At 62.2% G+C, this 13,804-nt stretch carries 12 protein-coding genes; 9 read left to right on the top strand and 3 right to left on the bottom strand.

Annotated features, from left to right (window positions below; genetic code table 11):
• The first annotated feature begins 176 nt into the window (after positions 1 to 176).
• Entirely contained in the window at positions 177 to 1,232 is a 1,056-nt protein-coding gene (locus M2341_RS02680) for a mandelate racemase/muconate lactonizing enzyme family protein (RefSeq protein WP_264584119.1), read from the top strand.
• 15 nt (positions 1,233 to 1,247) lie between these two features.
• Here M2341_RS02680 and M2341_RS02675 read toward each other — a convergent pair whose 3' ends face one another.
• From M2341_RS02675 to M2341_RS02665, 3 genes are all read right to left on the bottom strand, one after another.
• Complete coding sequence (locus M2341_RS02675) at positions 1,248 to 1,964, bottom strand: ThuA domain-containing protein (RefSeq protein ID WP_264584118.1); 717 nt, start codon at positions 1,962 to 1,964, stop codon at positions 1,248 to 1,250.
• Positions 1,964 to 2,992: a 6-bladed beta-propeller gene (locus tag M2341_RS02670; protein ID WP_264584117.1), complete on the bottom strand. Its 1,029-nt coding sequence runs from the start codon at positions 2,990 to 2,992 to the stop codon at positions 1,964 to 1,966. The genes M2341_RS02675 and M2341_RS02670 overlap by 1 nt, the downstream gene beginning before the upstream one ends.
• A gap of 142 nt (positions 2,993 to 3,134) precedes the next feature.
• The gene (locus M2341_RS02665) at positions 3,135 to 3,434 is read right to left on the bottom strand and encodes an antibiotic biosynthesis monooxygenase family protein (RefSeq protein ID WP_181560674.1); all 300 of its coding nucleotides are present in this window, start codon (positions 3,432 to 3,434) and stop codon (positions 3,135 to 3,137) included.
• 261 nt (positions 3,435 to 3,695) lie between these two features.
• On the opposite strand from M2341_RS02665, the gene M2341_RS02660 reads away from it, so the two are divergent.
• The 8 genes from M2341_RS02660 to M2341_RS02625 all read left to right on the top strand — a co-directional run bounded on the left by M2341_RS02660 (position 3,696) and on the right by M2341_RS02625 (position 13,775).
• Positions 3,696 to 4,826, top strand: a complete 1,131-nt coding sequence (locus M2341_RS02660) for an iron-containing alcohol dehydrogenase (protein WP_264584116.1) — start codon at positions 3,696 to 3,698, stop codon at positions 4,824 to 4,826.
• 50 nt (positions 4,827 to 4,876) lie between these two features.
• Positions 4,877 to 6,274, top strand: a complete 1,398-nt coding sequence (locus M2341_RS02655) for a spinster family MFS transporter (RefSeq protein WP_264584115.1) — start codon at positions 4,877 to 4,879, stop codon at positions 6,272 to 6,274.
• Positions 6,275 to 6,312: 38 nt separating this feature from the next.
• On the top strand, positions 6,313 to 7,221 hold the full coding sequence (locus M2341_RS02650; protein ID WP_181560677.1) for an amidohydrolase family protein: 909 nt from the start codon (positions 6,313 to 6,315) through the stop codon (positions 7,219 to 7,221).
• 4 nt (positions 7,222 to 7,225) lie between these two features.
• Entirely contained in the window at positions 7,226 to 8,590 is a 1,365-nt protein-coding gene (locus M2341_RS02645) for a hypothetical protein (protein ID WP_264575525.1), read from the top strand.
• A gap of 68 nt (positions 8,591 to 8,658) precedes the next feature.
• A complete protein-coding gene (locus tag M2341_RS02640; RefSeq protein WP_264584114.1) occupies positions 8,659 to 8,877 on the top strand; it encodes a hypothetical protein in 219 nt (72 codons plus the stop codon).
• A gap of 191 nt (positions 8,878 to 9,068) precedes the next feature.
• Positions 9,069 to 10,139, top strand: a complete 1,071-nt coding sequence (locus M2341_RS02635; RefSeq protein WP_264584113.1) for an isopenicillin N synthase family dioxygenase — start codon at positions 9,069 to 9,071, stop codon at positions 10,137 to 10,139.
• Between the two features lie 482 nt (positions 10,140 to 10,621).
• Positions 10,622 to 11,542, top strand: coding sequence for a helix-turn-helix transcriptional regulator (locus M2341_RS02630; protein WP_264584112.1), 921 nt, complete (start codon positions 10,622 to 10,624; stop codon positions 11,540 to 11,542).
• A gap of 121 nt (positions 11,543 to 11,663) precedes the next feature.
• Positions 11,664 to 13,775, top strand: a complete 2,112-nt coding sequence (locus M2341_RS02625) for a TonB-dependent receptor (RefSeq protein ID WP_264584111.1) — start codon at positions 11,664 to 11,666, stop codon at positions 13,773 to 13,775.
• The last annotated feature ends 29 nt before the right edge of the window (positions 13,776 to 13,804 follow it).

Here is a 13,804-nt window from a genome sequence, read left to right as displayed (position 1 = left end):
TTCTTTGCCTCGGGACCTAAACCATATGAGGTGGGCCTGCGCGCACTTATCCGTTTCGGAAGTTTGCCTTGCGGATTGGCTGGGACAGTCGGCTCTTTATTGCCCGCGCCTCATCGGCGATGCAGACAGGCGCCCGAACTCTGGGCAGGGTGCCGGGGTCGATCGGGAGAGCGGGCATGAAGATCACCGGCGGCAAGGTGATGGGTGCGACGGTCAATTTCGAAGGCGTGATGGCGGGAACGCACATCGTGGTGCGCCTGATGACCGACCAAGGCATCGAGGGCATCGGCTCTGTCAGCCGGGTGAACCCGCGCACGCTCAAGCCCCTCATTCTGCTGATCGAAGCGATGGTCGAGAGCCTCATAGGGCATGAGGCGGAGGTCGAACCCATTCACGACCGGCTCACACGCCCCCTCCTCGGCGCGCCGGTCAGCGGGCTGGAGTTGCGCGCCGCCAGCGCAATCGATGTCGCCCTTTGGGACATCAAGGGAAAGGCGGTCGGTCAGCCGGTCTGGAAACTGATGGGCGGGTTTCGCAACCGGTTGCCCGTGTCCGCCAATTGGGGACTGATGCCCGGGCCGCCCAAGGACGCGCTCGCCGCCCACATCGCCGACCTCCTTGGCCGGGGGTTTCGGGCGATCAAATGTCCGGTCGGCTTCGCCCCGCTGGCGACGGCAATCGAGCATGTCCACTTCGTGCGGTCATGCGCCGGGCGGGACGTACGCATCATCGTCGATGGCAATTTTCAGTGGACAGCCAAGCAGGCGCTGCATTTCGCGCGCGAGACGGAGGCGGACGATCTCTATTGGATCGAAGACCCCGTCGCCTATTATGATTATGACGGCATGGCCTTCGTGCGGGCCAACACGAGGCAGGCGATCTGCGCCGGCGAAGTGTTCCAGCACCCCCACGAATTTCGCGCCCTGATGGAGAAGCGCGGCAGCGATTATGTGATGATCGACCAGGACCTCGGGCTCACGGGCTTCCTCAAGGTCGCCCATATGGCGCAGGCCTACGGACTGCCCGTGGTGAACCACCTCGCGCCTGAAACACTCAGCCATGCAATCGCCGCCGTCCCAAATGGATTGATCGTAGGTCTTGTCCCTTGGGCGCAACCGCTGTTCCGCGAGAAACTACAGATCGAGGATGGCGATCTGATCCTGTCCAATCGGCCCGGCCTCGGGCTAAGCTTGGATGAGGATGTACTGGAGCGGAACGGCCCCGGCGCCTGAAGCACCGGCTCTGCTCTAGGCGAAAGGACGCCGCCGCGCGGCCCACGCCACGCCGCGCTGGATCAACGTCTTGAACACGGGGTCCTGCCAAGGGCCGCGATGATCGGGCTGGTCGGGCCGATCCGCAAAGGGTTTGTCATAGGGGCGATTGGCGTGCCCCAGAGCCAGATACAGCAGGCCACCCTCGCCGACATGGCGCCGATACATCAACGGCCAATTCTTGGTTTCCATCATGCGCCCGCCAAAGGCCTCGCCGCCCCAGTGGCATTGCAGCAAAACCTCGATATCATCGCGCACTGTCTCGACGCAGTAGAGCTCGTCGTCGATCTGGAACGGCGCAATTCCCTCCAACAGTGGGTCATCCGGATGGGCGATGTCCACGCGAAAACGCTGATAGAGCGGGTGCGTTATGAACCGCGTGCCCATGATCTGCGGCACAATCTGATTGTCCCCCACCGAATTGCTGGCATGGAGCGCGAACCAGCGTCCACCGCGCTCCAGAAAGGCCCGCATGGCGCTCGACGCCGCTTCCGAGACCGGCACTTGCGAGGTGTAGCTGACAACCATGTCGCAGCGCGCCCATGCATCCACATTCTCATAATCGATGAAGCAATCTGTGCGAATGCCGCCGGCATCATACAGCGCCTGCGCCAGGTTGATCCGGGCGTAATCAAAGTCGTGATTGCGATGGGGGCTTCCGCAAACCAGGTTTGCGAGCAGCGGCAGCGCCATCAGCGATCGACCCTGCGGAACTTCTGGATCTGGTGATCGATGCACGCCTCGCGCGCGATGCGATTGAAGCCGGAGCCAAAGGAGACCGAAACCTCGGCCACATAGAGGCTGCCTTGCGAATCCAGCGCCAGGGCGTGCGGCGCGATAAAGTTGCCCGGGGCCGAGCGGGCGTTGGAATCGGCGCCCCATCGCGCGACGATATTGCCCTGCGGCGCAAACACCGTCACGCGGCCGGGCAGATCCCTGTCCGCAAAGCCATGCGTAAAAGACCCTTGGCCGGCTTCCATCGGCCGCCAGAGTTCGGAGACGTAAATCAGCCCCTCGTCGTCCACCACGACGTCCGTCGGGCGCAGCACGTCATCCCAGATGGCGATGAACTTGCCGGAGCGGTCGAAGAACTGCAGGCGGTCGTTCTCGCGGTCGCAGACGATCACATTTTCCTGACGATCGAGCGCGATGCCGTGGGGGACATGAAATTCGCCCGGGCCGGTCCCCACCTCGCCCCAACTGTTGAGCAGTTCGCCTTTGGGCGAGAAATGATGGATGCGCGCATTGCCATATCCGTCCGCGACGAACATGTCCTTGTTCTGCGCGATGCACACATTGCAGCAGCAGTTGAAGCCATCCGCAGAGCGCTCCACATACTCATTGTGATGGATCTGCGGCTTCCGGCCTTTGATCGAGCCATAGCCGGTATCGCTGACCTTGCGTGGTTCACCCAGCATCCACTGGAAATTCCCCTCCAGGTCGAACACCCGCACCACGCTGTCCTGATCGTCGGTACAGTAGACCAGGTCGTCATGGATGGTGATGCCATGGGCGCGATTGAACACGCCATCGCCCCATTTGTAGAGGAAGTTGCCGTCTGAATCATACACCATCACCCGCTCTCCCTTGCGGGTGTGGAGGAAGACCCTGTCCCGGGAATCGCAAGCGACGCCGGCTACGTCCTCATGGCTGAATTCATCGCCGGCAGGACATTTTTCCCAATTGGGCACGACTTCGAATGTGATTGAGCCAGTGGACATGGTTTCTTCCTGTGTGGGCCGTCCGCACGGAACAAGGCGGCCTGAAAGGGGGAGGACAGGACCGCAACCTAGGAAGCCCTCCCCGGAGCCACTTGCCCGGGCCGGAAAATGATGCTGCCCCTCGCGGTATGCGGCGGCGAGATCAGAAAAAGCGGCCGACCGTCTGGCTATGCTCCACAAAGGGCGGTTCGACGAAATAAGGGCCGGCGAGCGCCCGCCACTGGAGGAAGCCGTCGGACTCCCGGAAGCCGACCATATGGTCTTCGACGCTGTCCCATTCCACGCGCAGGCGATAACGGGCCGGGTCTTCGATCACCCGCTCAAGAGTCATGCTGTGTGAGCCCTTGGCGGCCCGCAAAATAGCCGCCGCCTGCGCCACGGCCAGCTCGAAAGCCTCCGCCTTCGCCGGATCGATGGTGAGATGTGCGATTTCGGTGATCATGATCTTCTCTGTCGACGTTGCTGCCAGCGGCCATGACTGCCCATGGCCACCGGCCCGCGCTTATCCGTCGCGGAAGTTCGCTGTGCCTTTCTACGCCCGACGCCTGGTTTGCAGGAGGCCTACAGGCGGGGTGCCAGACATACCGCGACGGGCATCTGCAACTTCCGGCCAGGGTAAGTGCCGCCCGGCGGGTCATGTCATCCCGATCCTGCAAAAATCACCGTCAGGAACGCGCCGACCATGAGTCCCCAGCAGATCAGCATGAAACAGGTGGCGCTCCTCCATTTCGGGCCGGATGCGTCGGCGCGGTTGGTCGATGATCTTCTTAAGATCGGCTCGAAGTCTGCCCTTATCGTGACGACGCCACCGGTACGCGACGCCGCGGAGCGCGTCGCCGGCCCCTTGCGGTCGCAAGGCCTGCGCACCGAAATCTGGTGCGACAGCGGCAGCGAGCCATCCGTAAGCGACTTCGAGGCCTTGCTGGCCATGGCCCAAAGTCGGGCCGCAGATGCCGTCATCGGCATCGGCGGCGGCAGCTCGATGGATCTTGCGAAACTCGCCGCCGCCCTGCTGGATGGCCGCCAGACGATCGCGGATGTTCAGCGCGACGGCCTGTCCGGCCCACGCAGATGCTGGCTCGCGTGCGTCCCGACCACCGCCGGCACCGGCAGCGAGGTTTCGCCCATTGCCATCCTGCTGGATGAGAATGACCTGCTCAAGAAGGGCGTGGTCAGTGAGCATCTGGTGCCGGATGCCGCCTACATCGACCCGATGCTGACGATCTCGATGCCGCCCGCCGTCACCGCAGCGACCGGGCTGGACGCGCTGACTCATTGCATCGAAGCCTATGCGAACCGCTTTGCCCATCCGGTGATCGATACCTTCGCTTTGGAAGGCGTACGGCTGGTCTTTCGCAGTTTGCTGAACGCCGTGCGCAATGGCAACGATGTGCAAGCGCGGACGGACATGGCGCGGGCCAGCTTCTATGGCGGCCTGTGCCTTGGCCCGGTGAACACAGCCGCGGTTCATGCGCTGGCTTATCCGCTCGGTGGTGAGTTTCACGTCGCTCACGGTGTTTCGAACGCCATTCTTCTGCCACACGTCCTTGCCTTCAATTTGCCCGCAGCAGAGGCACGCTATGCCGACATCGCTATGGCGGCCGGCGCTGCTGGTAGCGGGACGACGGCAGAGATTGCGCGCGCAGGGCTGCGTTTGATCGAAGGGTTGTGCCGTGATTGCGGCGTGCCCATGCGCCTCTCCGACCATGGCGTGCCGCCCGATGCGCTGGACCGGATGACGGATGGCGCGATGACCGTCACCCGATTGCTGGACCGTAATGTGCGCACCGTCGAATGGCGCGATGCCCGCCAGATTTACGAAGCTGCGTTCTAAATCGACATGCGGATAGAAGATAAAGAACAACCGGTTTTGGGAGACGATTTTTGACTGTCCATCACGATGCGCATGATCCCGGTGTCTCTCAAGCGACCGCTGCCTCCACGCCCGGCACGCCGGCAGATGACGCGGATATGCCGACCCGGGCCCAAGCGCATTACTCACTGTTCGTGCTGACAGTCGTCGTGCTGTTCACGGTGGTGGATCGCCAGGTTCTCGCTCTGCTGATCCTGCCCGTGCAGCGCGATTTCGGTATTTCCGATACGCAGGCGGCTCTGTTGCTGGGCGCGGCCTTTTCGCTGACCTATGCAATCGCCGGCCTGCCCATCGCCCGCATCGCGGACACCCGCAACCGCCGCAACATCGTCGCCGCCTGCATCGCTTTCTGGAGCGGTGCCACGATGCTGTGCGGTCTGGCTCAAAACTACACGCATCTCTTCCTCGCGCGCATGGGCATCGGCGCCGGCGAGTCGGGCTATGGCCCGGCGACCTGGTCGATCGTGACGGACTCCTACCCACGGGAAAAGGTGGCCTTTGGAACCGGAGTGCTTTCCATCGGCGCGACGGTGGGCACGGGCCTTGCCCTCTTCATGGGCGGCGCGGTGCTCGCGATGGTCGAACACTTCCCGACCGTCAGCCTGCCCTTCGGCGGCACGATCCGCCCCTGGCAGTGGGCCTTCATCATCGTCGGCGCGCCGGGCCTCATCTGGGCGCTCGTCGTGCTGACCACCAAGGAGCCGGCGCGGCGTGGACTAAAAGGCCGTAAGCTGAAAAGCGTCCCGGTGAAGGATGTCGCCCGCTTCATGCGCGATGACTGGCGCGTCTATCTCGCTGCGATCGGCGGCCTCGCCATGAAGCTGCTGATGGTTATGGGCATCTCGCAATGGATGCCAACGCTCTACCACCGCGAATTCGGCTGGGAGCTGTCCGATGTCGGCATGATCACGGGCGGGATCGCCATGGTCCTCTCGCCCATCGCCCTGCTGCTCGGCGCGCGCGTCTCGGAACGCTGGATGAAGCAGGGGCGCTCCGACGCTAATCTGCGCATCGTCTTTTACGGCCTGTGCGTGTCCGTGCCCTGCTACATCGTCGCGCCGTTGCTGCCCAATCCCTGGATAGTGCTGACGCTTCAATCGGTGGCCGTGTTCGTTTCCGCTATGGGCGCCGGCCCTGCCATCGCCGCCTTCCAGCTTGTCACGCCCAACAGCATGCGCGCGCAGGTCAGTTCGGTGAGCCAGTTCTGCACCAATGTTCTGGCCTTTGCGGTAGGCCCGCTCCTCGTCGCGATCCTGACGGACTATCTCTTCCGCGATCCGCAACTGCTCAACTACTCCATCTCGCTCAGCACTGCCCTGCTTGGCCCATTGACACTTTTGATCACCTGGCAGGGCCTCAAGCCATTCGCCCGCAGCGTCGACCGGATGGCGCTGGAGGCCGGGCAATGAGCGCGCAAGGTCAGACCCACGGAGGAGACCCCGACTGCATGGCCCCGATCGACACGCTCGAAATCATCGACGCGCAAATCCATGAGCCTTTTCCTGCAGTTCGGCTGGACGGGGCAGACATGCACCTGTTGACAAGGATGCAGATCGAACTCGCACGCGAAGCGATGGACGCGATCGGCGTCGACCGGGCGCTCGCGGTCACCGACGACGCGTTTATCGAACTCGCCAGCACCCTCTTCCCGGGGCGCTTTCCGGGGGTCCATACCTTCTTCCCGATCGTCGACGACTTCGGCCCTGCTGTCCGCAAGGTCGCAGCCAATCCCGCCATGGTGGCAGGGCGCGCATTGGTCGGAAACTTCGCGACAGCGGAAATGCGCCCAGAGTTCGATACCGGAAAGTTCGATACCCTTTATGCGGCGGCAGAAGAGGTCGGCCTGCCCATCTTCAACTCCACCCACGGCGGATGCGCGCGCATGGCGGAGATTGCCGAACGGCATCCCACCTTGACGCTGATCATCGACCATATCGGCGTCGCGCAGCACCCCGTGTCGCCGCCCGAGACGATGTCCTGGGCGACCTTCCCCGACCTGCTCGACCTTGCCCGCTACTCCAACATTGCCGTGAAGCTCTGCGGCGCCCCGCTCCTGTCGGAAGAGTCTTACCCGTTCGAGGATCTGTGGCCGCGGCTCGACCAGTTGATTGCCGCGTTCGGAGCGGAGCGGATCATGTGGGCCAGCGATTATACGCGCTTGCGCACGGCCGATCTTCCCCGCGGTGCCCGCCCACGGCGCCGCGGACTGACCTATGCCGAAAGCCTCAACTTTCTGCTGCGGAGCGACCGGCTGAGCCTTGCGGACAAGCGCCTGATTTTCGGCGGCACTGCGACCCGCCTGCTGCGCCTGCCGCCCATCGGCACGGACTGGCCAGTGCCCGAGATGCGATGGTAGCGGCATGACCGATGCCGAGACCCTGCTGGCTCAGGTCGAAGAAGCCTGCAAGCGGCTGAAGATCGCCCAGACGACATTCGGGCGGCAGGCTGTCAACGACGGCAAGTTCGTCAGCCGCCTGCAGCAGGGCGGCCGCGTGACGCTCCAGACGGTAGAACGGGTCCACCGCTTCATCGCCGAGCAGGGCGGGCCATCGGCAGCGACGTTGCGATCGGCCATTATCGGTCGCGCCGAGATGAGCGTCGAGCACAGCTTCCGCTTCTACGACAACCGCCAGAAATATCTGATGTTCGTGAACACCTCATCGGAAAAGCAGGTGATCGCCGACCGCGCGTTGCAGCAATTGGCCCTCGCCCAGCCCCGTCCGCCCGCGATCCGCTTGTTTGATGGGGGCGCCGGCGATGGAACCGCACTTACCCGGCTTCTGCGCGGCGCGCACCGCCGTTACGCTTGGCTACCTTTCTACATCGTCGCGAAGGAAATCAGCCTCGAAAACGTGCGACTGATGCTGGAGAAAATGCCCGACAGGTTTCAGGAGCATCCGGCGACGGTGCTGGTCGTCACCAACCTGCCCTATACCGAGGCCCCTTGGCTCAACCCGCGCAATCCTGTGGACGCCAGCCGGATGGTCTGGGAAGAAGTGCCGCTCGATGGGACCACGGCCGGCGATTTCGAGGAGGCGATCGCCGAGCTTCAGCCATTTCTGGAACGCAACTGGCGCGTGCGCCGCAGTGCCGCCACAGGGCGCCCGCTGCATGAAGTCCCCGCCGTCCTCATCCTGTACCGCCGCGACCATCGGTTCGCGCTCGACGCGGTCATTCCACGTCGGGGCCGGGCCAGTGCCGATTTCGACTTCGTACTACTGTCCCAACCCTATAGCGCGCGGGCAGAGCTATCCTTCAAGGCGGAGAAGATCGTCGCGCCGCTCGCCCGCGCGTTGCGCCTGAGCGGGCAGCTGATGGGCGTGCATTCCTTTGGTGACGATCCGGGCATGGAGTTGATTCAGACCATTTGGCCGGACGAAGCCCCCTTCGTCCACAAGCGGCAGATACTGATGGCCGCTGTCCAGGCCGAACTCGGCCGTGACGCGCGCAAATTCCAGCTTCACGATCTATCCGATGAGCGCTCGGTGTTCCGCTATGGTATCCAGACGCTGGATACCGAAATCGATCAGTCGATCGGCTCCTCCACGCTGCTCGCGGCCTGGAATGCCGCCAGCTACGTGGCGCAGATCGAAGACGACCGGCTGTCCGTGGCGATGAACAGCGATCGCTATCTCGAGGCCACCCGCCAGACGCTGCGCAAATATGGCGGGCTGTGGTTCCAGAACGAAGCCTACATCATCTCCCGTCGCGCAGACCTGGGATAGCCATGGAAAGAAGACATATGGATAATCACGCGACCTGCCCATTCTGCCACGCGCGCTGGACACAGGAGATGATTGACCAGCTCGAAAGATTTTCGAGCGCCGGCGGCTGCGCCTGTTGCAGCCTGACGCCAGACCTTGTGGCCCACCAGCCATTGGAGACGCCCAAACGCGACCTGTGCTGCGCGACTTGTGGGAAGGCGATCTACCTCGCGCCGAATCTCATAGGTACCCATATTGAAGAGATTCAGACGCAGCTCAAATCCGATGTAAATCTTTTCTATTTCTGAATATATTTCCATCACAGGAAATATAGATTCATAGTTTCGAAAGATGGGATTTATCCCAACGACGGTGGGAACGAATGTGGTTTACCCACCGACACGGTCGTTCAAAATCAACACCATGGATCAGCCAGCGCGATCATTGCCCGCCTGGACAATGACTGCACGCTTGGCGACACAAAATGGAGAGTATGATGTTGGACGTTCTTTCAGATCTTGTGGCCGGAAAAGCCGGCGTTGGCGATCAACCCGAACAGGGTGCCGATCTGCCTGACACCCTGCCGGTCGTGGACATCTCCAGACTACAAGGCAGCGCGCGAGACCGTGAGACGCTGATCGCACATCTGAGGAGTGTGCTGCACCGTTTCGGCTTCTTCTACCTTAAGGGTCATGGCGTCGACCCCGCGCTGTGCGCCGCAGCCCTCGCCGTCTCCAAGCAGTTCTTCGCATTGCCGGAGGAAAACAAGCTCGCCATTGAAATGATCAGATCGCCGCATTTCCGGGGCTATTGCCGGGCCGGCATGGAACTGACAGGCGGTAAGCCCGACTGGCGCGAGCAGGTGGATTTCGACCGCGAGGAAGCCCCGCTGCCGACTGGCCCCGACACACCCGCGTGGCATCGCGCCATCGGGCCCAATCAGTGGCCCGATGCCCTGCCGGAGATGCGAGGCATCATTCTGGCCTATCAGGCTGAGGTGACGCGGGTCGGGATCGAAGTCCTCCGCGCGATCGCCCTAGCGCTCGGCCAAGACGAAGATGCCTTTGCGCCCATGTACAAGTCGGGCCCACGCCAGCATCTCAAAATCGTGCGCTATCCCGGTCGCGATCAAACCACGTCGAAACAGGGCGTCGGCGCCCATAAGGATGGCGGGCTGATCACCATCTTGCTGCAAGACGTGTTGCCGGGGCTGCAGGTCCAGCTTGAGGACGGATCGTGGATCGATGCGCCGCCCGTGCCGGGTACATTCGTCGTGAACACCGGAGAACTGCTTGAACTGGCCACCAACGGCTTCGTCCACGCGGACGTCCATTGCGCGACCTCGCCAGAGCCCGGCAGGGCGCGCTATTCCATTCCGTTCTTCCTCGGCGCGAGCCACGAGGGCAGCATCCCCCTAATCGACCTTCCTCCCGAACTCCGCGCAGTCGAACGCGGGGTGAGTTCAGACCCCAGCAACCCGCTTTTTCGCGATGTCGGCATGAACCACCTCAAGGCGCGCTTGAGATCCCACCCTGATGTAGCAGCACGGTTTTACGCCGATTGCGTGTAATTCTGATGAGCGGCTCCCCTTAGAGAGAACAGCTGGCGTCGTCAGACAGAAGGATAAGGCAAGGGGCGCGAGCAGAATGCGATCTGTCTGCCGAAGCCGGTGTCATACCGCGACTAATTCAGCCTGCCTCGCCCCAAGAATCCTTCCTAAACGATCTCAGCTGGATCGCCTCGAAGCCGCAACCGCACCCGACAGCGTGCGCTTCGATCTTAACCGCCGCCGATCTCGGGCTCATGGCGCAAGCCAGCTTCATGAACGAAACGCGGGTTCTCGCGGGCCGTTTCGCGCGGTGAAATGTCGGCTATGTTGAACTGTTAAAACTGAGGACAACCCGCGGGCGCGCTGTCCAAGGGTTCTCCTATGACCGGCCCACTGGGTGTCACGTGTACCGGGCACCAGTCAAGCCGGGTAGGTCACGCAAAGAGCGAACCCGCGCATTGACACTATGCGGAATGCGCATCGCATGACATCTTGATACCATCATGGCACAGAACATTTCAGTTTCGCCAATCAATGGGTCGTGGAACAGTGGCTTTGCCTTGTATCAGGCGGCGACATACGTCGGGACGCCACATCGGCCTGTCATCGTGGCCGCGACCACGAACAGTCAGAGCGAAATCCAGCTCTTTGACTGGCTGGTACCCGAGCGCTTCGAGGTCATAAGCGGGGGCGGTTCCGACAATCGCGCTGCGAAATTCTGCTTCTACATCGCGAACCGTCCCACCTGGATCGGCCGAGGCGATGGCCAAATACAGGAAATCCCGGAACATAAACTCGTCGTCATCAATACGAACGATCCAATCAGGACGATCAGCCTTGGCGACACGCGGCATCTTACGCTCGTTCTGCCTCACTGGATGGTCGCGCGCCATGTTCCGGAGCCGGTTCATCTGAGCACAGCAGCGACTGTCTTGCCCGATGCCAATGGGCTCGCAGCGCGCGACATCATGTTTGCGCTTCGATCATGCATTGGGTTGGCGCAGTTTCCTTCGATCAGCACGAAGCTGGTGGACGGCTTCCTTGATACTCTGCGTCCCGTCAAAGCCGACGACCATAGCCCTGGCTTGCACAAGCGCAGCGCCGATGTGCTGCGCGTTCGCGAGATCATCGCAAGAAACTTCAGCGATCCCGACTTTTCAGCGGCGGATATTGCGCGCGCACTCGGGATATCCACGCGTTACCTGCACCTCATCTGCCAGGTCGAAGAGTCACCCGCCCGGATGATCCGGAATTTCCGGCTCCAACAAGCAGAGGCGCTCCTCAAATCGCCAGCCTGGCAGGATAGATCGATCACGGACATTGCGCTGGAGTGTGGCTTCAACAGCAGCAGTCAGTTCAGCACCAGCTTTCGGTCCTATGCCGGGGTTTCGCCACGGCAATTGCGATATGGTCGCACTGCTTAGACTCAGAACCGACCCGCACTTCCAAATTTCAAAAATCCACTGCGGAAATCGGAAAGACGGCCTGGCTGCGGCCAATGTAAGTCTGCTCGCCACAAAACAACGAAATGAAGAGGGCGAGGATATGTGGAAGGGCTCTGACAGTCTGTCCGGTTTTTGCGTGCTGACGGCCTTGGTGGCGACGCCGGGGATGGCGCAGACGGGACCGAGCGAACCATCGGCAACGATCGAGGACATTGTCGTCACCGCGCGTCGGACGGCAGAGACGTTGCAGAACGCACCTGTTGCCGTGTCGGTGATCGGCGGTGGCGCCCTCGAGCGGGCCGGCATCACCGGGTTGACGGACCTGCAGAGCCGGCTGCCCGCTGTGGAATTCCAGACAGCGACGAGCACGCCGATCGTCACCGTGCGCGGTGTCGGCACGTTCAGCACGCAGGCCGGTGTCGATTCCGCCATAGCCTATACGGTCGATGGCATCTTTCTGGCCCATCCCCAGGCCTATCCCCCGGTTCTGGTCGACATCGCGCGCGTGGAGTCTCTGCGTGGACCGCAGGGCACGCTCTACGGCCGCAACTCAAATGGCGGCGCGATCAACTTCCTGACCAACGAACCGGTGCTGGGGCAAGTGCAGGCAAATATCGCGCTGACTGCGGGCAATTATGCGACCTTCGGTTCCGAGGCGATGCTGAACGTGTCCGTGGGTGAAAAGGCCGCGATCCGTTTCGCGTTCGGCTCAAACAGGCGCGATGGCTTCTATCCCGATGGATACAGCAATGCCGCTGATTGGGTCGGGCGCGCGCGTCTACTGGTCCAGCCCAGCGATCAACTAAGGATCGTCCTGAGTGCCGACCGCTCCAAGCTGAGCAACGATGGCGCGGGTTGGGACTATTGCCCGCCCAACACCACCAGCGCTTTGTGCGCCGGCCGCCCTTTCCGCCCCTATACCGGGCTGAGCGGACGCAACCTCGCGGATTTCAATCATAGCGATAGCTGGTCGGTCTATAATCAGATTGATCTCACGCTCCCCTGGGCCACGCTCACCTCGCTCACTGGCTACCGCGACAACGACTTCCTCGCCCGGCAGACGCAGGTGCTGGGCACGTCGTCCTCAGGCTTTATCCAGGGTGTGCGCAGCAAATTGTTCACGCAGGAGCTACGCCTCGCATCGCCTGCCCAGTCGCCTTTCAAATGGCTCCTCGGCGGCTTTTACGCGCGCGAGACCGGGCCGGCCTCACAGACCTTCAATCAGGACGAGATCCCCTACTTCTCCAGCGATCCGCATCTGGTGACGACCTCGAAAGCGGTGTTCGGCGAAGTCACCGTGCCCCTTGCCTCCATACTGCGGCTCATCGGAGGGCTGCGTTATACCGACGAGGAGAAGTCCGCGACGGGTGTGGTGCGCACCATCTCGCCGACCTCCGCCACCGAACTGCCGATCCTGCAGAATTTCCGGACCCGCAAATGGACCTGGAAAGCCGGGGCAGAGCTCGATCTGGCCGAGACGTCGCTGGTCTACGCGACGGTCAGCACCGGCTTCAAATCGGGCGGCATCAATCAGGTTCCGCAATTGCCCGGCTTCACCGGCTCCTACCGACCGGAGACGATTACTGCCTATCAACTGGGGTCGAAGAACCGCCTGCTCGGCAACCGCCTCCAGATCAACGGCGAAGTCTTCTATTATGATTACAAGGATTTCCAGGCGCTGCAGGTGATCCGCGACGCCGCCATTCCCGGCTTCTTCATCCAGACGACCAATTCGCAGAAATCATCGATGTACGGCGGCGAGCTGGAGGCCGAGGTCGCCGTTTCCTCCGCGGGTCGCCTGTCGCTGGCGGCCACCTGGCTCCATGCCCGTTTTGATACCTATATCATCGGCGCGACCAACCTGTCGGGCAAGCAGATCCAGGCCGCGCCCGATTTCACGCTAGGTGGCGCCTACGAGCACCGGTTCGATTTCGACAGCGGCGCCCGCCTGACCTTCGGCATCGACAGCAAATATGTGACGGGCCATTTCGTGGCCAACAGCAACGCCCCCGGCTCCTATCAGGATGGCTATTTGCGCTCCAATGCGAGCTTGACCTTCGAAACCCCCAATCGCGCGTGGCAGATCTCGGCGTTCGTCAGGAACATCGAGGACAAGGCGCAGATCGCGGCCTTCCAGCCGTCCGCAAATGGCGACTTGGTGTTGCTCAATCCGCCGCGCACCTTCGGCGCGACGGTCAAATGGCGCTACTGATCGTGGCAGGCCAGCTATCATCGATGCGA

It is taken from the genome of Sphingobium sp. B7D2B (genome assembly GCF_025961895.1).
Taxonomy (GTDB): domain Bacteria; phylum Pseudomonadota; class Alphaproteobacteria; order Sphingomonadales; family Sphingomonadaceae; genus Sphingobium.
Note: the sequence above shows the minus strand (reverse complement) of the source record. Positions and strands in the feature narration are given on the sequence as shown.